Here is a 20,117-nt window from a genome sequence, read left to right on the forward strand (position 1 = left end):
TGCGAAGATAACAAACAAAGATGAAAGCCTAAAGTACCAACTATAAAAGGTTAAGGTTAAAGCATGGCCAAAACTTCGTGCAGCGATTTTTGTAAGCCGTTATGCTAAATAAAGTTCTAATAATTTTTAGAAAACGCAATGTCAGTAGTTTTCAGGCCAGTGCAGCCCCGTTTTCCGCTTTACTCCGTTGTAATTGCTGCATCTTGGTCAGCATACGTCTGCAGATTTAGATTCCGAACTTGGCAACTCACCCTTACATATCCGTATCATAAAAACGTATTTAAGTAAATACGTGAAACATAGTTTAATGAGACGTATTTTTGAGACACCAAAGGAAGGAAAATATTGATTTATTTGACCTGAGCTCGGATTCTCAATATACCGGGGTTTAATGAGAAGGTTGTTTTCCAGCTAAGAAACTGCTAAATTTATTTTGGAAGCTATTTTAGATAAGAGCACAGTTTGAAAGATAATACCTATAAGCTGTATATTTGAAAATTATTGCTAATCATGAAAGCTATTATACCAGGTCTCCTTTTTTTTCTAATCGTACTATCCGGCCTGATTGAAGCCCCGGATTACAACAGTGGATTTGAGTCTGTCAATGAAACTAAAACACTTCCTACCGGATGGTCGTTTCAGGCACCAAATTACAGTAATATTAAATTAGATTCGGTCACTAAATATGAAGGAAAATATAGCTTGTCGATCGAGAATTCGATTGATTTTAATACCCCGCAAGAAGTCGGGAACTATTTTAACATAGAGGAAGTTGGTACTTCGAGCAAGGATGGTGATTCGATTGAATTGAGGGGGTTTATGAAAATGGACGAAGTTCGAGGTGGGTATGCTGCAATATGGTTAAGAGTTGACGGAGTCGATGAACTCGGCGAATTAGTTGACAAAAAATACGATGGCACACATGATTGGGATGAGTATAGTGTCAAACTGCCCTACACTAAGAAAATAAAGAATATAGCTTATGGAGGGATTCTAGATGGAGTTGGCAAAGTCTGGTTCGATAATTTCCAAATTTACAAGGACGGCAAACCCCTAAATAGCTTAAGGCGAATTCCGCCAAAGAAAGCCCAGCTAGATACTTCCTATCGGACTGGTTCAAGAATAAAGAATGTCACGATAAATGCCAAAAACATAACCAATCTGGCTATAGCTGGACAGGTCTGGGGTTTTTTAAAGTATCACCACCCATATGCTGGAAGCGGGGACGTAAACTGGGACGCCGAGTTATTTAAAATATTAGCCAAGACACTTAAATGCAAGAATGTTACCGAACTAAGCGATTCTTTAGAGGTTTACTTAGACTCCCTCCCGAAGGTAAAAGAGTGTGACGACTGTAAAATCCCACCGACCCCAAATGTGTTATTATCTCCAGATTATGGAGATTTGTTTACAGGAAAAATAATAACAAAAAGCTTAACCAACAAACTTCGGTATATCCAGCAAAACAAATCCAGTAAACAAAACTATTGGGTTAAAAAAGAGCCAAGCCTTGGTTACCCCCAATTTGTCAATGAAAAAAGCTACGATGAGATGGTATTTCCCGATACGGGGTATAGGTTACTTGCGTTGTTTCGATATTGGTCTATAATAAATTACTATTCACCATACAGAAACATTACAGAATACGACTGGAACCAAGCTCTCAAAAACTTTATACCTCAATTTTTAGCTGCCAAGGAAGCCAAGGAATATACCCTTACAACGTTAAGGTTGATAGCGACAATTAAGGATACGCATGCAAACATCTCGAATTATAACCCCATCTTAGAATCAATCAAGGGTAAATATCGCGTCCCCTTTCGCGCCGATTTTGTAGAAGATCAGTTGATCGTAAGCGGATTTCGTAGTGATACCCTGAATATACAGAACAAGGTTAAAATAGGAGATATTATTGTTTCGATCAACGGCGTTAGCATTGAAAAACTTGTTAAAAAATATTTGCCCATAACGTCTGCATCCAATTATGAGACACAATTAAGAGACTTGCCTTGGAACTATCTTATGAGAAGTAATGACGACGAATTGCAATTTGTCCTTAAAAGAAACGGCAGGGTAATCAAATTAAATATCCAAATGTTAAAGGGTAAATCTCATTACTTAGACCCAGAGTATAAGGATAAAGAGGCTTATCATTTGATAGGCCATAAAATCGGCTATGTCAACGCGGGTAAATATCAGAATTCGGAGTCACCGGAGATGAAAAAGATGTTTGCAAAAACGAAGGGTATAATTGTAGACCTAAGAGAATATCCGTCTGACTTTATGTTTTTCACTTTTGCAAAGTACATTAAATCATCTAAAAGTTTATTTGTAAAGTTGTCTACTGTAGATTATTTAAACCCAGGCACTTTCGTCATCACTGATTCAACATACAACGGATCTGATAAGGTAGGCGATTCGTATAATGGGAAGGTGATTGTAATCGTCAACTCTGACACGCAGAGCCGGGGTGAGTTCACCACAATGGCACTCCAGAGTTCACCAAATGTCAGTGTTATTGGCAGTCAGACTGCTGGTGCAGATGGAGAAGTTACTGCTATTGTTCTTCCTGGAGGCATTTTAACTATGATATCCAGTAGAGGTACATTCTATCCAGACAATTCTCCAACACAAGGGGTTGGTGTAAAAATCGATGTTGTTGTAAAACCAACAATACAGGGGATAATTAACAAAAAAGACGAATTGCTTGAAAAAGCTGTAAACATTTTGAATTCGCCGGTCAATTAATTTTCTTTTTATTTCAATAAAACTTTGAAACGTACGTAATTTTAAATGCAAATTTACTCTAAAAACTGAAGTGTGAAAAATATGATATTCTCAAAAAACGGTCGTTTTTTAAGAAAAATAATTTAGACTTTACCAAGGAAGAATCTGCATTGCGAGCCAACCTAAATGATGAATTTCAAAAACAAGTCTAGGTCTTGCCGGTTTACGTTTGCGTGGTTTCGCTAAATTTATCTCTTATATTAGAACGAGTCCAATAGGCCTATGCGAGTAGCTTTAGGCATTTTTTCCTCCTAACAGTTCCTAGGCTGACCCCACCGAGTTGGCTATAGCTATTTTTATGCGGCCGAAGTTTAAACGCGCTCTAAGTTAATGCGCAAAAACCGAATCCAACTCCTCTACATCTACTTCACCATTGGCAGCAAGTGCCACCAACTTCACTGCTTTTAAGGCATTAATATTCAATGGATCGTACTTAGCCCTTACTTTTACATAATTTTTTGTAAAACCATGCATGTAGCCTTCTTTATGATCAGCCTCAAAAAGCACCTCGGCGTTGCTTCCAATTTGAGACTGGTAAAAGCTCCTGCGTTTTTTTTCTGATAAAATATGAAGCATTTTATTCCTGTCGTTCCGTTCTGAACCAACCACAACACCTTTCATGTCCGCAGCCTCTGTTTCGGCACGCTCAGAGTAACTAAAAACGTGCAGATAAGAAATATCCAACTCGTTTAAAAACTTATATGTTTCTAAAAAATCTTCTCTGGTTTCTCCTGGAAAGCCAACAATTACATCGACACCAATACAACAATGTGGCATAATCGATTTTATTTTACCGACCCTTTCTGTATATAGATTAGTGCGATAGCGCCTTTTCATCAAGCCTAAAATCTTATCGGATCCAGACTGCAAGGGAATGTGGAAATGAGGGACAAATTTTTTGGAGTTTGCAACAAACTCTATAATTTCATTGCTCAGTAGATTAGGTTCTATAGATGAAATACGTATGCGTTCAATTCCATCTACTTGATCTAACGCCTTAACCAAATCTATAAATTGGTTTTTACGATTGCCATCAATAATGCCAAAATCGCCAAGGTTAACACCGGTTAACACTATTTCTTTAATACCAGTTTCGGCAACCATTTTTGCACGATTAACCACATTTTCTATGGTGTCGCTACGGCTGGCGCCGCGAGCAAGCGGAATGGTGCAATACGTGCAAGGGTAATCACAACCATCTTGAACTTTTAAAAACGTGCGCGTTCTGTCTCCAATAGAATAAGAAGCAATAAAATTATGGTTAACTTTTTCTATACTTTGTTGGTGGATAACAGCTTTATCTTTTTTCGTAAGATCCGTGATGTATTCTACAATCCTAAATTTTTCTGCCGCGCCCAACACCATATCTACTCCCTCTATCTCGGCTATTTCGGCGGGCTTTAGCTGCGCATAACACCCCACAACGGTTATATACGCATTAGGTGAGTTTTTTAAGGCTTCTTTTACCACCTTTCGGCATTTTCTATCGGCGTGATCGGTAACAGAACAGGTGTTTATAACATAAACGTCTGCTTGCTCGTAAAAATTTACTACCGCATAACCTGCATCGGTAAAAAGCCTCCCGATGGTAGAGGTTTCAGAAAAATTAAGCTTACAGCCTAAGGTATAAAAAGCAACTTTTTTCATTAGCCTGCAAAGATAAGAATTTTGTAGTCAGTAGCCAATTTGAGCATTTAGGAAAACGTAAAAAAATCGGTCGTTAATTTTCATTCCACCTGTAAGTATCTAGCTCAAATCCAGCCAGATCTAACACACGGGTAATCACCGTGGCAGCAACCTCTTCTATTGTTTTTGGCAAACTATAAAAAGACGGATTCGCAGGACAGATAATGCCGCCGGCCTCGGTAATGGTTTTCATATTGTTAATGTGAATTAAACTAAAAGGCGTATCTCTTACCACCGTAATTAATCTTCTGCGCTCTTTTAAAACTACGTCTGCAGCCCTAGAAATTAGGTCGTTTGACACACCACCTGCAATTCTACCAAGCGTGCCCATGCTACAGGGCGCAATAATCATGGTATCGTATTTTGCAGAACCGGATGCAAAAGGTGCATTAAAATCATTTTTTTGATAAAAATCGAAGTCGTATTTGGTATACTCGCTGTTGCCCAGCTCAAATTGCCAAACTTCTTTTGCATTATCGCTCATAACTACCCCGACAGCAATGAGTTGATCCTGTAGTTTTTTTAAATAATCTAACAACACTTTCGCATAAACGGAACCACTTGCACCGGTAATTGCAACAATTACTTTCTTTTTCATCAAAATAAGTTAGCATTAAAAAGGAGAAGTAGAAAAAAGGGTCAGAAACAAGTTTCTGACCCCACATCTACCTATGAAAAACATACCCTAGAAGGGCAAGAACAAATATAAAACTTTTTTTTATAATACCCAATCTATGTAAAAATACTTAAAATAACAGATCGAAGTTTTAATACAACGTTGCGTTAAAGACTGCTATAAAGTCTTTTGGCATGCGCTTTTCGGCTGCCAAATATTCCGCAGGTGCGGGATTAAAGCACTCGAAACGTGCTCAATTCCCTTTGTTATGATGAAACGATAAGCCAATAAAAAAAGCCCCCTAAAAATTAGGAGGCTTTTACTTATTTCATACTTCAATTATGGTTTTTGCGCTTCATCTGGCGCCTTGCCTATCAATTCCATAAACTGATCTAACTTAGGAGTAATGATAATTTGCGTTCTCCTATTTTTAGACTTTCCATCTGGCGTACTGTTATCGGCAACTGGGTTGTATTCTCCCCTACCGCCGGCTGTTAATCTTTTAGGATCTACACCGTATTTGTTCTGCAAAGCCTGAACTACAGACGAAGCACGTAGTGTACTCAAATCCCAGTTGTTTCTAATGTTCTTTTGAGAAATCGGCACGTTATCCGTGTTACCTTCTATTAAAACATCATAATCTTTATAATCGTTAATTATTTTTGCAATTTTATTTAATGTCTCATCGGCCATGTCAGAAACTTCATAACTTCCCGATTTGTAGAGCATGTTATCAGATAGCGAGATATATACCACACCTTTTAATACTTGCACATCTACACCTTGCATTTCTTCTCTACTTAAAGACCTGGTTAGGTTATTTGTTAAAACAAGGTTAAGTGAATCGCTTTTATTCTTAGCATTTACCAATTGCTTAATGTATTTGTTAGAGCTATTTATTTCATCAACTAATTTAGAAACGTTTACACTTCCCTGATTAGTAGAGGTTAGGCATTTATCTAATGCCGCCTGCAAACCTGCGCTGTTTGCCTTTTCAGACTTGATTTGATCCTCTAAACTGGTTACCCTACTGGTTGAACCTGTTAATTCTCTTTGGCTGTCTTGGTACTTGTTGCTAAGTTCTTGATTTCGATCTTTCAGTTTCGAATAATCTGACTGGAGTTCGGTAAATTTCTTATTGCTTACACAACCGCTAATCATTCCTACAGCGAGGAGAATTATCGGGATTGTTTTTATAGCTCTCATAAATTTCTATTTTTGTTATGTGCCTTACCGAACAAATACCTTACCAAAAAGTTTCTGCAAGATTTACATCTCCAAAATATCCGGTAAATATTGCTCTTTTTTAGAGTGTCTTTGCGTTTTAAAGCATTATATTTCCACCTTGCTTACCACTTTAATTAACCGCAGATGAAAATAATTCTTTTTCTTTTCACAGTGTTCACTCACAACTTGTTGTTTGCGCAAACAGCAGACAGTTTATATAAAATTTATGATGTAAAACAGCAAAAAGAAATTTCTTTGGATGATCTTGTTGCCAATGCGGATAAAGCGAATGTGGTTTTTTTTGGAGAAGACCATAACGATTCTGTCTGTCATGTAGTAGAATTTCTTATCATAAAAAAACTTTCAGGAATATATCCTGCTCATATAGCCATTAGTATGGAGATGTTTCATACTGATCTGCAACCCGTACTTAACGAATACCTAGACGGTTTAATTTCTGAACGAAATTTTTTAAAAGAAGGAAATCCTTGGCCTAATTATACCGACTATAAACCCATTATAGAATATGCAAAGCGGCACAAACTGCCTATTATTGCTGCAAACGTGGCCACTAGGTACAGCAACGCGGTTACCATAAATGGCTTATCTGTCTTGAAGAAATTTCCAAAATCTTCCAGGTTATTTTTACCTCCCCTCCCTATCGATACTGCATTGGGTCTTTACTATACCAAATTTAACCAAGTATCGGGAGGACACGGTATGGGCGATATGAAAATTTATCAAACACAAAACCTTTGGGATGCAAGCATGGCTTGGTCTATTGCCAGCTATTTAAGAAAACATCCAAGCACTAAAATCTTGCAGATAAATGGCCGCTTTCACAGCGATGAAAAATTGGGCGCTGTTGCCAAATTAAAAGAATACCGTCGGACGGTTAAAACGCTCACTATTTCGTCGTTTTCTGGTGCAGACTTCAATCACCCAAAATGGAAAAACTATGCAAATCTTGCCGACTATATTGTTTTGACCAACCCAAATATACCTAGAACATATTAGTGAAGTTACACATGCTGTAAATTTCAGACTCTATTTTAGCAAAAAAATTACAAAAAACTGTGTTCGTTGTAATCGGTATTTGTTAGGGTATTTAGATTAAGGTCTTGTTTTTAACAGATCTCTAATTTCAGTAAGTAAGCTTTCTTCTTTAGATAATACTGCCGGCGCTGGTGCTTGCTCAGCTTCTTTCTTGCGTTTTAAACTGTTAATTCCTTTAACCATCATAAACACTACAACAGCCAATAACAAGAAGTTAATGGCTACAGTAATAAAATTTCCGTAAGCAAAAATAGCCGCGCCGGCTACTTTTTGAGCCTCAACCAACGGTGTGCCCGCTGGTACATCTCCACGCAATACCACGTACAAATTGCTAAAATCTGGCTGCCCGATTATTGCAGCTACAATCGGCATTATTAAATCTTTAACAATACTGTCTATGATTTTGCCGAAAGCCGCGCCTATAATCACGCCGACAGCCAAATCCATTGCGTTGCCTTTAATGGCGAACTCTTTAAATTCTTTTACAATGCTCATTTATAATTGCTATCTAATTGTCTAACAAACTTAAGCATTATTTAGAAAAACACTAATTTAAAGGAAAAATAACAACTTGGCTGTTGCGTTTTAAACACTAAAAGCGTTTTACAATCATTTTATCTGGATTAGCATCGCGCTTAGGTTTTTACCAGAAAACAAATTATTGGATTGATTTCTGTATTTTTGAACAATTCTTTTTGATACTATATGTTAAAGCAACACCTACAACAAAGGCTACTACAAAAACTATCTCCTCAGCAAATACAATTTATCAAGTTGTTGCAAGTGCCAACTGTTTCTTTGGATGCCAGGATAAAGGAAGAATTAGAGGATAATCCGGCGTTAGAAGACCCGAGCTTAATGGTGCAAGAAGAACCTAAGAGCGAGTACGAAGATCTAAATGAGAGCGATGACGACTTCGAAAAAAACTCAGAAGATAACTCTGATGAGTTTAATGTAGATGAGTACCTACAAGATGATGATGTAAACGAATACGGCAACAGCTATAATAACTCAGACGATGACGAAGAGCAAAAGGAAAGACCCATCGCAATTGAAAGTACATTTTTCGAAAAACTCCAGTCTCAACTAGACCTAATTCCACTTTCTGATAAAGATTTTATTATAGGTAAACAAATTGTAGGCAGCTTAGACGATGATGGATATTTACGGCGACCGCTTAATTCTATGATAGACGATCTTGCTTTTTCTCAAAATGTATTTGTAGAAGAAGAAGAGGTTTTAGATATGTTAAAAATCATTCAAACGTTCGATCCATCTGGCATAGCGGCGAGAGACCTAAGAGAATGTTTGCTTATCCAACTTAGAAAAAAAGACAACAGCAACCCGGTAATTGTAGAGGCCATTAAGGTGGTAGAAGATTATTTGGATGAATTTACGCGCAAACATTACGATAAACTAGAAAAAAGTTTAGGTATAGATAGCGAAGAACTTAAGGAGATTGTTAACGAGATTTTAAGGTTAAACCCAAAACCTGGAGACTCTAACCAGGTAACAACCAAGCAAATGCAAATTATTCCTGATTTTCACATCAGCAATAATGACAGCGTTTTAAATTTAACCTTAAACTCCAAAAATGCACCAGAGCTAAAGGTTAGCAAATCTTATCAAGAAATGTTCGATCATTACGATAAAACATCGGCCAGAGACAAAAAACTGAAGGAAGCCGTGCAATTTGTTAAGCAAAAGCTAGATTCTGCCAAGTGGTTTATAGACGCCATTAAACAGCGCCAACAAACACTCTTAAAAACCATGAATGCTATTATGCATTATCAATACGATTATTTTCTAACTGGCGATGAAAGGAAAATGCGCCCAATGATTTTAAAAGATATTGCAGATAGAATTGATATGGATATTTCAACCGTATCTAGGGTGGCCAATTCTAAATATGTACAAACCGAATTTGGCACTTATTTGCTAAAATCTTTTTTTTCAGAAGCCATCCAAACAGAGAGCGGCGAAGAGGTTTCTAACAAGGAGGTTAAGAAAATATTAGAGGATTGTATAGGAAAAGAAGACAAACGCAAGCCATTGGCAGACGAAAAGCTTACCGATATTTTGAAAGAAAAAGGCTACAACATAGCACGGCGCACTGTTGCCAAATACAGGGAGCAAATGAACATTCCTGTGGCGAGGCTGAGGAAGGAACTTTAAAAAAGGTTAGGGGTTAGAGGTTTAGACGTTGAGTTGTTTAGCCACTGAGTTGTTTAGAGTTTGGTCGGTCAGACCAAATCGAAAAACCCTTATTGCGTTTTCTACGAGGCGAAAAGCGTAAATCTAAAATCGCAAACTTCCAGCCTAAATACCGTGCATCAAGCGTGGGCTACAGCTACCAAATCTTTATCCTAGATGGTACGTTGTAAATATTGTTGAGCAACAAACCCAACACAATTTCATGGCTTCCATTACTTACTTGGTTTAAAGCTGAAGTAGTAAAGTCGTAGCTGTACGTTAAGTTTACCAATTTGGAAATGTTAAATCCCGCCATAGCAGAAAAAGAGTCGTCTTTTCGATAACTGCCCCCAAACCAAATACGGTCTTTAAAAGCTACTTTTAGATTTAAATCTATAGAAGCCGGCGCTGGATCAGTATATTTTACCATAAAAGATGGGATGGCTGCAATATCTTCGTTAAGGACAAGCTTGTAGCCTGCTGTAACGAAATAATGGGGTGCCAACTTTCCTTGGGTTGATTTATTTACATCGCTAAAACTTAATCCTTGACCTAAAATTTGTTGTACAGATACTCCTGCAAAAAGCCTTGCGCCATAAAGCCAAACACCAATGCTTAAATCTGGCTTGGTTTGGTTTGTTATGGCTCTTCCTACAGCTGGGTCGTTGGCTTCCTCAAAACTAAGCGCATTAACGTCTAAAGAAATGTTAGAAACGCCAGCTGCAACACCAGCTGATAAATTAAATTTATCGTTTAGTTGCAAATGGTAGGCATAAGTTAAATCTGCATCTAATCTAGAAATTGGGCCAGCCTTATCTTGCACGGCCGTTATTCCTACCCCGTGATGTGCAGGCGATGAGGTATAATTCTGCGTATAATTTCTATCCATTGGGTCGCCGGTTTGCTCTGGAAAAGATGTGAGCGCATTGCTCCATAAGTAATTATCGCCCAAGGCCCAATTAGCCGAAACAAAAGAAGTTTGTGGAGAGCCGTTTAAACCAGTCCATTGTTTGCGATAACCGGCTTTAAAATCTACATAATTCTCTATGCCAGACAATGCTGGGTTTAGCAAATACTGGTTGAAGATGTACTGGGTATATTGGGGTCTTTGCTGGGCAAAAACCTCATTAGAAATCAGTAGTACAAGAAAAACAAAATATTTTTTCAATTTTTTATCTAATTATTGTTAAAGGTCCGGTCACTAATTTTTGCCCATTTTTAGGGTTGATAATATAATAATAAACGCCTATAGGCAAAGGTAAATTCTTGTAAGTTCCATCGAAAGGTTTTTCATAACCTTTGCTAAAAAATACCCTGCTGCCATTTCTATTAAAAACTTCTACCGTTGCATCTGGATAGCTGTATAAATATTTAATTATCCAAACATCGTTAATTCCATCGCCATTTGGCGAAAAAGCATTAGAAACTTCTAAACTTTCCAATATTTTAACTTTAACCGTTGCGGTTGCGGAACATCCGTCGGCACTGCTTATCACTAAAGTATAATTAATATTGGCTGTGGGAGAGACCAATGGCATAAGTACATCATCGTGATCTAGAAAAGTTGATGGGAACCATTTGTAAGTTAAATTATCGCCCGTGGCAGATGCAGGAATCAGAAGCTGTCCACCCGACAGGACGTAAACAGTTTCTACAAGCGCTATTGTGGGCGAAGCATATACGCTAACCGTTTGCTCAATGGTTTTGCTACAGCCATTTTTACCACTAAAGGTGTAGGTAAGTCTATGTTGCCCAACGCCCGCAACTTTAGGGTTAAAATTTCCATCTGCATCTATTCCAACTCCACTAAAAACGCCTAAGCCTTGTAGGCCTGAGGTTTCCTTTGCTTCATCTATCAATACAAAGCCTTGGTCGGTGCATATTTTTGGTATTGCATTAAAAACCAATTGCGGCGAAGGGTTTATTGTTACCTGCTTGGTAACTTCTTTAAAGCAATTTTGCCCCGAGTAGGCCACCAAACGTATGTTATATGTTTTAGAAACATTGCCCCCAAAACTAGCATAGCTTAAAATAATATCATCGGCAGTAAGGCGCGGAACTGTTATTTTATCGGCAGGATTACCTATATAATCTTTAAACACATCAATCTTAATAATTTTGCCAACGGCGATGGTAGATGTGTTGTTAATGATCACATCTGTGCCGCTGCACACATTTCCTTTATTTTGGATTGTAAAATCGGCATTATCTACCACACTATTTACCGTAAATGTTTTGCTGGTAGAAATCTCGCAACCTATCCCATTAGCAATTGATAACCTAACTTGATAATTTCCTGGTGCTGGAAACGCATATTGTCCATCTTTTTGGGTGGAAGTTGCCGCAGGATTGGCAGCATCAAATTTCCAAGTGTAAGTGAGGCCATCTTCTGTACCATCAATATTTTTAGAGGCGTTTGTAAAAATAGCGGCGCCATCGTTTATGCAATAATCGGGCAATAGAAAATCTACAACTGGGCCATTAAAAATACTTATCGTTTTAGAGAACTGTATGCTTCCGCAGTTATTATTTGAGGTAACCGACAGAGTGACTGCATAATCTCCGGTTTTTGTAAACTTATGTGTAAACGGATTGCCGTCAGGCCTGTCTTCTGCTGTCGTACCATCGCCAAAATCCCAGTGCCAATTTTTAATAGACGAATCAGAAAAAACAGCCTTGCCTACAACCGAGTTATCCGTAAACAAAACCGCGGCATTGGTGCAAGATTTATCAAAGGCTTGGAAGTTTGCAACTGGAACGGGATAAATAGTTACAGGATGCTGTACCACATCAGAGAAACAGCCCGTGCCAGATTTCACAACGAGTTTCACATCAAAAATACCTTCCTTTAAATATTTATGCTGAGGGGTTTGTTCGGAATTTTCGAGAGCATCAGGGTCAGATCCATCCCCAAAATCCCATTTCCATTCTGTAATGCCAAAACCTAGGTTGTTAGAGCTACTGCTATCAGAAAATTGAATGTTAGAATTTTCGCAGCCCGAAATGTTTGAGTCGAAACCTGCAGTAGGCAAATTGTAAATATTAAAGGTGTAATTTGTGGTAATGTTACCCGTAAAACAAGGGCCGGCATCGGCTACCACCACATCTGCCCGCAGCAAATGCTTAGAGGCAGTTGGAAAAGTTTTTTTATAGGGCGACTGGTAAATGTAGGTTATGTCTCCATTATTATTTTTTGTTTCGATTAGTTTCGGTGTCGTTTCATATTTTGGGTCGGCCCCGTCTAACAACCAGCCGACAGACTGCGCCTTGTATGGCAAAGCAATATTTAATTGAGATTCTACGCCAACACAACCGTCTGGATTGGTTTGTTTGGTAGAGGTATTTACAACACTCAAATAATTGTTTGATGCCAAGTTTGTGCCGGCAGAATATGCGTAAGATTCTGCATTGCCAAAACCATAAGCTATGGCGTTAAAACCATCGTCTGCAGACAAAGTTAGGCTAGTTTGATATACTTCTATCTGCGCAAACGCATAAGTTGCATCGCCGTTTAATGCTTGCCAAATAACGTTTGGTTTTACCCCGTTTATTTTAAAAGAAGACGATTGATTGTATTTAATTAAAATGTTTAGATACCTAGTATTGATTCTCTCCTTATCTGACGAAAATACCGTTATACCTTTGATGTTAAATTCAATCGGATTTAGAATTACCATATCCGGATCACCTTCGATCCTGCCACCAGTTGTAGACGAGCAATTTTGAGTAAGCGCATATTGCGCTACACTTATTAATTTATCTGCAGTTACCAAAGTAGATTGCGTAAGTTGATCGCTCTCTATAAATTCGCCTTTATTAATTATTTGGGTTCTGCCATTAAACTTAACACTAGTATTATCATCTTGCGCAACAATCCTCAAGATATACCTTCTATCTTTAAAGGGGACCACGCCATAATTTTTTCCCCAACTGGCGGTTGGGTAGAGTTGCTGATAAAGTGGGTCTTGAGAAGACATGGGATCAACACTACATGAACCCAGAGATAAAGCTGAAGATCCAGAGAAAGCCGCAAATTTCTTACAGGAAGACGTAGCAGGGTCTGTAGTTGCAAAAACACCGGTCAAATCGCTTCCGCCTTCTATATATTCATAAACATCGCCCACATTCTCGAGCTTAATAAGCACTATAGAACCATTTTTTTTGTGTAACAACAAGTCGGTTTTAGATTCTACCGCAACTAAGGTTAAAAAATTATCCCCCGACCCTACTTGGGTGTAATTCATCGAATAATAATTTTGACCTAAGGTTTCGAAAGGCAAAATAAGGGATGCGGCAGAGCGAAAACCCGCGTAGATGTGGGCATAAGCCGAAACTTTAGGCTGCCCAGCGGTTACTTGAATATGTATGCCGCGATTAATTAAAATGGTGTTTTTTTCAGAAAAATCTACATAAGACGCCGCACGAGAAACGTGAAATTCTATAGCAGTATTTGCGGGAATTGCTTTTGTTTCGCTATAACTAGCACCACAACTTACTGTAACTTCGCTATCAAACTTTGAGGTAACAAAAACCACAATATTTGCGCTACTGGCGCCACTAGGTACATGTGTTGGAAAGACCGTCCAAAAGTCCGTTCCTTCGTTACTTGTATTTTGCCCAAACGTTTTACCAACGCACATCAAAAACCCAAATAACAAGAGCAGAAAAACTCTTTTCATTTAAAAATCAAATTAATTTCTAAAAATTTACGCAAAAAATCCCTTAATAAAAACACTAAGTCATGCGGTTTTAACTATTTATTGGGACTTTGATTAGGGCTATTTATCTGCTTAGAAACATAGCTTTTTCATCTATTAGATGTTATTTTAGCTTTTCATTCTTCTCAAAAAAATCTTTGGACTTTTCATCTGCCAACGGATCGCTATCTTTTTCGGTTTCCAAATTCTCATCCAAACGATCATTCCATTCATCTAAACCATCTTTTTTGACAGGAAAGTTTGCGTCTCTTTCTGGCAATTCATTACTTTTAGTTTCTTTATTAGCAGACATACGAAAATTTATTTTAATACAACATCAGTTTTAACATCAATAAAATTATTTGGTGGCTGAGGGATTGTCTTTTCCGTCTTTAAATTCTTTAACACTCTTACCCAACCCCCGCATCAATTCCGGTAATTTTTTACCTCCAAAAAGCAATACAATGACTACCACTATTAAAACGTATTCCATTTATTTAAAGTTTTTAGTTTTACAAGGTACATAAAATTATTTTAGGCATCCCTGCTAAGTCTCGAAGGTTTTAAATAATACTGTAATCTGTTGAATATTACAAATCGTTGATTTTACAGCTGTAAAAATCAAAACTATCTCTATCCAATACATGTTATAATACTAAAAAAAACATGGCTACTGCTGATCAAATAAAAGATGCTTATATAGATTATGTGCTTACGCACGATGAAGAACCCAAGTCTGTTTATGCATTTGCAAAGAAACTAAAAATTACCGAGGCATCATTTTATGATCATTTTACTTCCTTTGCAAGTATAGAAAAAAATATTTGGGTAAAACTGACATCAGAAACTATAGCTAAAATTAAGGATCAAGGAGTTTGGACAGAATTTTCCTCGAGGGAAAAGTTGTTGTCTTTCTTCTACAGTTATTTGGAGAATCTAAAGAGCGCGCGAAGTTTTATCATTTTTAGTCTGAAAAAAAAAGAAGCAAAATTTTCTACACCTACAGCGTTGGGTGGGGCTAAGCCTATATTTGAGCTCTTTGCAGAAGAAGTAATAAACGAGGGCTTAGAAACTGGCGAGCTTGCAGACAGAAAGTTTTTTGCTAAAAGGTATAAGGATGCCCTTTGGATACAGTTTGTCTTCATTTTGAATTTTTGGGTAAACGATACGTCAGAAGGATTTGAGAAAACTGATGAAGCCATTGAGAAAGGAATCAACGTAACCTTTGATCTTTTCCAAAGATCACCAATCGACAATTTATTAGAATACGGAAAATTTTTGTCGAGAAACGGCAAATTTTCAGAAAAGATGAGGCAATAACTTACATGAAACCACAAGAAAGCATTCCAACCACAAAAGTTCAACGTTCGGCTAAATTTGTAAAAACTGGTTTTCAGGTTGGCGGAAACTATATAAAACATTATTCTAAAAAGCTTTTCAATCCAAATTTGGATGATAAAGAGCTAAATGAAGACAATGCGATAGACATTTATAATTCGCTAAGCGAACTTAAGGGAAGTGCGTTAAAAATAGCTCAAATGTTAAGTATGGATAAGAATATTCTACCAAAATCTTATGTAGATAGGTTTTCTCAATCGCAATATAATGCACCGCCCCTATCAGGACCGCTAATTGTTCGAACCTTCACAAAAAACTTTGGCAAATCTCCAGAAAAGATTTTTGATAGTTTCAACTTAAAGTCTAGTAACGCAGCTTCCATTGGCCAAGTACATCAGGCAACGCTTAACGGCAAAAAGCTCGCAGTCAAAATACAATATCCCGGCGTTGGAGACAGCATTGCAAGTGACCTTAAGTTGGTTAAGCCTTTTGCGTTTAGGTTGTTGGGAATGAGCGAAAAGGAATTAAATGTGTACATTAATGAGGTACAAGAACGCTTATTGGAAGAAACCGATTACGATTTAGAGGTTAGGCGGTCTATAGAATTTTCTGAGGCCTGCAAAAACCTAGACAATATCGTGTTTCCTAAATATTATCCAGAGCTCTCGGGTAACCGCATCATTACTATGGATTGGCTGGATGGATTACACCTTAAAGAATTCTTGCGTACAAACCCGTCTCAAGAACTTTGCAATAAAATTGGTCAAGCCTTGTGGGATTTTTACAACTTCCAGCAACACGAAATGCGCGCGGTACACGCAGACCCACATCCAGGTAATTTTTTAATTACTCCTGAAGAAAAATTGGGAGTGATAGATTTTGGCTGTATAAAGGAACTGCCTGATGATTTCTATGTGCCGTTTTTTTCGCTAATTTCTACTGATGTAATTAACGATAAAGAGCTTACGTTAGATGCATTTAGAAAGTTAGAAATGATTAGCAGCAAAGACACGCCCGCACAAGTTCAATTTTATTATAACTCTTATAAAGAGATGATAGAATTGTTTGCTAAACCTTATAGCAGTAGCACCTTTGACTTTAGCAAACCAGAATTTTTTGACCAAATCTATGCTTATGGTGATAAGATAGCCAAGATTCCAGAGTTTAAGCAAGCCCGTGGAGTGAAACACTTTATTTATGTAAACAGGACAAACTTTGGGCTCTACACCATTTTACACGATTTAAAAGCAACCATAAAAACCGACACTTACAAACCGCACTTTGACTAAAGTTCATCTAAAGTTCATCTAAGTATTTCTTTTTACCACGCTTATCATCTCGTCCAAATCAAACGGCTTTTGGATGTAGTCGTCTGCATCGCATAGTTTTGCTTGCTCTGGTAATTTACCCGAAGTAGAAGTAAGAACGGCAGCAACCTTTGCTGTTTTTTTATTGTCTTTAACTTCTTTAATCACTTCAGAACCTCGCTTTTTACCTTTGATATGGTCGTCTACCACAATGGCATCCGGTTTTATTTGCTCAATTTCTTCAATGGGCTTGGGAGCAAGTAAAGCAGTAACTTCGAAACCTTCGTCTTCCAACGCTTCATCCATTATTTCTAGAATTTCCTCATTATCTTGAACAAGAATAACTTTTTTCTTCATAAATCTTTTGGGGCGATTAGAATGTTTAAAGGTAACTATATTTTTAAATGTTTCTAAAACAGATTGAACACCTCCTTTACTAATTTTGGTAGCGTTTTTTTGCCCGTTGGTCGAGTTGTTTTTTACGCTGGTATAAAACCAACATTATTGATGCAACATTTTCTGCCTGCGCCAGTCTCACATACAAAACCTTAAAAAATTAAAATCATTTAATTAAAAGTTAAACATTATGAAAACTCAGATCAAAAACCTTATCGCAGCATCTTTTACCGTACTATTGTTAGGCGGTACAGTTTTATCTTTAAGTGCAAGTCCAATAAAAAACATCATTACAAAAACTACTCCTATTAAGCCGTTTAAAAAAATAACGGTAACAGGAAATGTGCAGGTTACCATAATACAAATAGGAAAAGAAGGTGTTTCTTATGCCGATGATAGCAACGGGACTGCAAAAGTTACGCAACAAGGCGACTTAATAACTATAAGCCCTGCTGATAATGGCATGGCGAAAGTAATTGTATATGTTAAAGATATTTATAGAATAACTGGAGATGATAATGCCCTGGTTAAAACAGAAGGCCTGTTAGAAACGACCTATTTACAAGTTTTTTTAAATGGAAATGCCAAAGCAGATTTAAATACCACTACATCAGGCCTTTGCACAATATTGGCAGATAGTTCTACATTAAGCTTAAGCGGGGCAACGGCATCTCACTCCTTGGCGAAAAGCACACAAAGCGTTTTAAAAATAGGACGGTTTGCCGCATTAAAAACAGAAATTAACAGAACAGATTACCCCGGAATAAATCAAGAAATGGCGGCCATTAAGTAGCTAATACTATTTTCAAACTAAAAGAGCGATTGATTTACCAATCGCTTTTTTGATGTTTAAAAGAATTAAGCCAATTTTCAGCTATTTTAAGCTAGCGTTTAATTTTCCTGAAAGAAGTTTAGCAACTTTATCAAAATAACGCTTTCTACCATAGCCCATTACCCATTGTAAGCCTTTTGTGGCATTTGTTATAAAGACTTCATCGGCCTCTGCCAAAATTTTTGGACTAATCTCTGCTTCAATTATCTCTATGTCGTTTATCTTAGAAAGGTGCAAGACGGCGCTACGCATCACTCCAGCAACACAACCTTCAGTAAGTGCTGGCGTATAAATTTTTTTATCATAAACTACAAATATGTTTGCGCTAATGCTTTCGCACAAAAAGCCTTTTTCGTTTAATATAAATGCCTCATCCAAACTATTTTGCTGTTTAAATAAACCTGCCATTACATAAAGTAAAGCATTTGCAGTTTTTAAGCTTGAAAACTTGTTTATTGGCTTTGACAAATCAGTAAACAAATCTACAATAAGTCCTTTTTTGTTTAATTCGTAAGTGCTAGAGGGTAGCACATTTCCCTCTAATAGATAACCATTTTTGTTGTGTTCTGGAGTATACAGGCCGGCTCCAGCCCTATAAACAGCCAATCGAAAGCGGGCGTTTCCAGCCCATTTGTTTCTCTTAGCTAAATCTGTTGTTTTCTGTTTCAAAAAATAGGCATCCATTAAAGAATGTCCCTCAATTTTAAGAGCTTTCATTCCGGCTGCCAGTCTATCTGCATGAAGTTCTGCAAATTGTAACTTGCCATCTATCATACGCATGCTTTCAAACAAGCCATCGCCAAATCTAAAGGCCCTATTTTCGGCGGTTATAATTGGAGTGTTTAAGGGATGAAAAATATCGTTATACAATAAATATTGTTGAGGCATAATGTCTAACTAACGGTATAAGCTCTCCATTTATTTAGCGCACTAGAAAAATCTTCTGGCAAAGCCGAGGTAAACTCGATAAACTGATGAGTGCTAGGGTGTAAAAAACCAAGAGATTTTGCGTGGAGCGCCTGTCTGGGTAAAAGATTGAAGCAATTTTCTACAAACTGCTTATATTTTGAAAAAGTAGTACCTTTTAAAATCTTATCGCCACCATAGCTTGCATCATTAAACAGCGGATGGCCAATATGCTTCATGTGCGCACGTATTTGATGCGTTCGACCAGTTTCTAGATGACAACTAATTAGCGTAACATATCCTAAACGTTCCAAGACTTTGTAGTGGGTAACCGACCACTTTCCCTTATCTGGCTCATCATAAACCTGCATAATTCTTCGGTCTTTCAAACTCCTCCCAATATAGCCGGTAATGGTACCATCTTCTAAAATATCTCCCCAAACAAGCGCAAGGTATTCTCTTTTTATGCTATGATCGAAAAATTGCTTGGCTAGGTAAGTAATGGAGCGTTCGTTCTTGCTCACTAGCAGTAGGCCAGATGTATCTTTATCTATGCGGTGTACCAGACCCGGTCGCCCGTCATTGCCAGGTAATTGCGGTAACTTCTCAAAATGGAAAGCAAGTGCATTAACAAGCGTGCCATTATAATTGTTAAAGCCAGGGTGTACCACCATTCCTGCAACTTTGTTTACAATTAGCAAATCACTATCCTCATAAATAATATCAATCGGCAAATCTTCAGGATAAACATGAGTATCTCTCGGAGGATGCGGCAATACGATAGAAATCGCATCAAAAGGCTTTACCTTGTAGCTGGATTTAACTGTGCTTCCATTTACCAACACATTTCCGAGTTCTATAGCATTTTGAATACGGCTACGTGAAGCATTTTCTATACGATGCATCAAAAACTTGTCTATTCTTAACAAAGACTGTCCTTTATCTGCAACAACTTTAAAATGTTCGTATAAATCTTGTTCTTCCGCGTCTTGAAGTTCTTCTCCGGTTTCCATGTTTGCAAAAGTATAGTTTTTCTTAGTAAAGTAATGTTGGAAACGCAAATTTCAGTACAGGTA

Annotated in this window: 17 protein-coding genes; 6 read left to right on the forward strand and 11 right to left on the reverse strand. The window is 37.5% G+C overall.

The window, feature by feature from the left end:
* Nucleotides 1-510: 510 nt before the first annotated feature.
* Nucleotides 511-2,748: a S41 family peptidase gene (locus ABIB40_RS09030; protein WP_354358197.1), complete on the forward strand. Its 2,238-nt coding sequence runs from the start codon at nt 511-513 to the stop codon at nt 2,746-2,748.
* 366 nt (nt 2,749-3,114) lie between these two features.
* Here the strand turns inward: ABIB40_RS09030 and mtaB are convergent, their stop codons facing one another.
* The 3 genes from mtaB to ABIB40_RS09045 all read right to left on the reverse strand — a co-directional run bounded on the left by mtaB (nt 3,115) and on the right by ABIB40_RS09045 (nt 6,295).
* Nucleotides 3,115-4,434: a tRNA (N(6)-L-threonylcarbamoyladenosine(37)-C(2))-methylthiotransferase MtaB gene (gene mtaB / locus ABIB40_RS09035; RefSeq protein WP_354358199.1), complete on the reverse strand. Its 1,320-nt coding sequence runs from the start codon at nt 4,432-4,434 to the stop codon at nt 3,115-3,117.
* Nucleotides 4,435-4,507: 73 nt separating this feature from the next.
* Nucleotides 4,508-5,071 (reverse strand): UbiX family flavin prenyltransferase, encoded by a 564-nt coding sequence (locus tag ABIB40_RS09040; RefSeq protein ID WP_354358201.1) that lies wholly within the window; start codon nt 5,069-5,071, stop codon nt 4,508-4,510.
* 357 nt (nt 5,072-5,428) lie between these two features.
* Nucleotides 5,429-6,295 (reverse strand): OmpA/MotB family protein, encoded by an 867-nt coding sequence (locus ABIB40_RS09045; RefSeq protein ID WP_354358202.1) that lies wholly within the window; start codon nt 6,293-6,295, stop codon nt 5,429-5,431.
* A gap of 165 nt (nt 6,296-6,460) precedes the next feature.
* Here ABIB40_RS09045 and ABIB40_RS09050 point away from each other — a divergent pair, with 165 nt between their 5' ends.
* On the forward strand, nt 6,461-7,333 hold the full coding sequence (locus tag ABIB40_RS09050) for a ChaN family lipoprotein (protein ID WP_354358203.1): 873 nt from the start codon (nt 6,461-6,463) through the stop codon (nt 7,331-7,333).
* Between the two features lie 96 nt (nt 7,334-7,429).
* Here the strand turns inward: ABIB40_RS09050 and mscL are convergent, their stop codons facing one another.
* The gene (gene mscL / locus ABIB40_RS09055) at nt 7,430-7,867 is read right to left on the reverse strand and encodes a large conductance mechanosensitive channel protein MscL (protein WP_354358205.1); all 438 of its coding nucleotides are present in this window, start codon (nt 7,865-7,867) and stop codon (nt 7,430-7,432) included.
* Nucleotides 7,868-8,077: 210 nt separating this feature from the next.
* Here mscL and rpoN point away from each other — a divergent pair, with 210 nt between their 5' ends.
* Complete coding sequence (gene rpoN / locus ABIB40_RS09060; protein ID WP_354358207.1) at nt 8,078-9,547, forward strand: RNA polymerase factor sigma-54; 1,470 nt, start codon at nt 8,078-8,080, stop codon at nt 9,545-9,547.
* 175 nt (nt 9,548-9,722) lie between these two features.
* Here rpoN and ABIB40_RS09065 read toward each other — a convergent pair whose 3' ends face one another.
* The 4 genes from ABIB40_RS09065 to ABIB40_RS09080 form a co-directional block, all read right to left on the reverse strand.
* Nucleotides 9,723-10,733 carry a PorP/SprF family type IX secretion system membrane protein gene (locus ABIB40_RS09065; protein WP_354358209.1) on the reverse strand — a complete coding sequence of 337 codons (1,011 nt, stop codon included), beginning with the start codon at nt 10,731-10,733 and terminating at the stop codon, nt 9,723-9,725.
* A 4-nt stretch (nt 10,734-10,737) separates the two neighbouring features.
* On the reverse strand, nt 10,738-14,244 hold the full coding sequence (locus tag ABIB40_RS09070) for a PKD domain-containing protein (protein WP_354358211.1): 3,507 nt from the start codon (nt 14,242-14,244) through the stop codon (nt 10,738-10,740).
* Between the two features lie 142 nt (nt 14,245-14,386).
* Nucleotides 14,387-14,575: a hypothetical protein gene (locus ABIB40_RS09075; RefSeq protein WP_354358213.1), complete on the reverse strand. Its 189-nt coding sequence runs from the start codon at nt 14,573-14,575 to the stop codon at nt 14,387-14,389.
* 45 nt (nt 14,576-14,620) lie between these two features.
* The gene (locus ABIB40_RS09080; protein WP_354358216.1) at nt 14,621-14,755 is read right to left on the reverse strand and encodes a Sec-independent protein translocase subunit TatA/TatB; all 135 of its coding nucleotides are present in this window, start codon (nt 14,753-14,755) and stop codon (nt 14,621-14,623) included.
* A 173-nt stretch (nt 14,756-14,928) separates the two neighbouring features.
* Between ABIB40_RS09080 and ABIB40_RS09085 the strand changes: the two genes are divergently transcribed.
* Nucleotides 14,929-15,582, forward strand: a complete 654-nt coding sequence (locus ABIB40_RS09085) for a TetR family transcriptional regulator C-terminal domain-containing protein (protein WP_354358218.1) — start codon at nt 14,929-14,931, stop codon at nt 15,580-15,582.
* Between the two features lie 5 nt (nt 15,583-15,587).
* Nucleotides 15,588-16,889 (forward strand): ABC1 kinase family protein, encoded by a 1,302-nt coding sequence (locus ABIB40_RS09090; RefSeq protein ID WP_354358220.1) that lies wholly within the window; start codon nt 15,588-15,590, stop codon nt 16,887-16,889.
* 18 nt (nt 16,890-16,907) lie between these two features.
* Here ABIB40_RS09090 and ABIB40_RS09095 read toward each other — a convergent pair whose 3' ends face one another.
* A complete protein-coding gene (locus ABIB40_RS09095; protein WP_354358222.1) occupies nt 16,908-17,264 on the reverse strand; it encodes a response regulator in 357 nt (118 codons plus the stop codon).
* A 229-nt stretch (nt 17,265-17,493) separates the two neighbouring features.
* Here ABIB40_RS09095 and ABIB40_RS09100 point away from each other — a divergent pair, with 229 nt between their 5' ends.
* Nucleotides 17,494-18,096, forward strand: coding sequence for a GIN domain-containing protein (locus ABIB40_RS09100; protein WP_354358224.1), 603 nt, complete (start codon nt 17,494-17,496; stop codon nt 18,094-18,096).
* 81 nt (nt 18,097-18,177) lie between these two features.
* Here the strand turns inward: ABIB40_RS09100 and ABIB40_RS09105 are convergent, their stop codons facing one another.
* Nucleotides 18,178-19,023 carry an aminotransferase class IV gene (locus ABIB40_RS09105; RefSeq protein WP_354358226.1) on the reverse strand — a complete coding sequence of 282 codons (846 nt, stop codon included), beginning with the start codon at nt 19,021-19,023 and terminating at the stop codon, nt 18,178-18,180.
* A gap of 5 nt (nt 19,024-19,028) precedes the next feature.
* Nucleotides 19,029-20,054, reverse strand: a complete 1,026-nt coding sequence (locus ABIB40_RS09110) for an RluA family pseudouridine synthase (protein WP_354358228.1) — start codon at nt 20,052-20,054, stop codon at nt 19,029-19,031.
* Between the last annotated feature and the right edge of the window lie 63 nt (nt 20,055-20,117).

This window comes from Pedobacter sp. UYP30 (assembly GCF_040547165.1).
Classification (GTDB): domain Bacteria; phylum Bacteroidota; class Bacteroidia; order Sphingobacteriales; family Sphingobacteriaceae; genus Pedobacter.

Excerpts from the sequence above, each read along its gene's own strand:
- ABIB40_RS09090 (WP_354358220.1), top strand. The coding sequence starts at position 15,588 with ATGAAACCACAAGAAAGCATTCCAACCACAAAAGTTCAACGTTCGGCT.
- ABIB40_RS09100 (WP_354358224.1), top strand. The coding sequence starts at position 17,494 with ATGAAAACTCAGATCAAAAACCTTATCGCAGCATCTTTTACCGTACTA.
- ABIB40_RS09070 (WP_354358211.1), bottom strand. The coding sequence starts at position 14,244 with ATGAAAAGAGTTTTTCTGCTCTTGTTATTTGGGTTTTTGATGTGCGTT.
- ABIB40_RS09095 (WP_354358222.1), bottom strand. The coding sequence starts at position 17,264 with ATGAAGAAAAAAGTTATTCTTGTTCAAGATAATGAGGAAATTCTAGAA.
- ABIB40_RS09075 (WP_354358213.1), bottom strand. The coding sequence starts at position 14,575 with ATGTCTGCTAATAAAGAAACTAAAAGTAATGAATTGCCAGAAAGAGAC.
- ABIB40_RS09040 (WP_354358201.1), bottom strand. The coding sequence starts at position 5,071 with ATGAAAAAGAAAGTAATTGTTGCAATTACCGGTGCAAGTGGTTCCGTT.
- ABIB40_RS09050 (WP_354358203.1), top strand. The coding sequence starts at position 6,461 with ATGAAAATAATTCTTTTTCTTTTCACAGTGTTCACTCACAACTTGTTG.
- mtaB (WP_354358199.1), bottom strand. The coding sequence starts at position 4,434 with ATGAAAAAAGTTGCTTTTTATACCTTAGGCTGTAAGCTTAATTTTTCT.
- rpoN (WP_354358207.1), top strand. The coding sequence starts at position 8,078 with ATGTTAAAGCAACACCTACAACAAAGGCTACTACAAAAACTATCTCCT.
- ABIB40_RS09030 (WP_354358197.1), top strand. The coding sequence starts at position 511 with ATGAAAGCTATTATACCAGGTCTCCTTTTTTTTCTAATCGTACTATCC.
- ABIB40_RS09105 (WP_354358226.1), bottom strand. The coding sequence starts at position 19,023 with ATGCCTCAACAATATTTATTGTATAACGATATTTTTCATCCCTTAAAC.
- ABIB40_RS09045 (WP_354358202.1), bottom strand. The coding sequence starts at position 6,295 with ATGAGAGCTATAAAAACAATCCCGATAATTCTCCTCGCTGTAGGAATG.
- ABIB40_RS09110 (WP_354358228.1), bottom strand. The coding sequence starts at position 20,054 with ATGGAAACCGGAGAAGAACTTCAAGACGCGGAAGAACAAGATTTATAC.
- mscL (WP_354358205.1), bottom strand. The coding sequence starts at position 7,867 with ATGAGCATTGTAAAAGAATTTAAAGAGTTCGCCATTAAAGGCAACGCA.
- ABIB40_RS09080 (WP_354358216.1), bottom strand. The coding sequence starts at position 14,755 with ATGGAATACGTTTTAATAGTGGTAGTCATTGTATTGCTTTTTGGAGGT.
- ABIB40_RS09085 (WP_354358218.1), top strand. The coding sequence starts at position 14,929 with ATGGCTACTGCTGATCAAATAAAAGATGCTTATATAGATTATGTGCTT.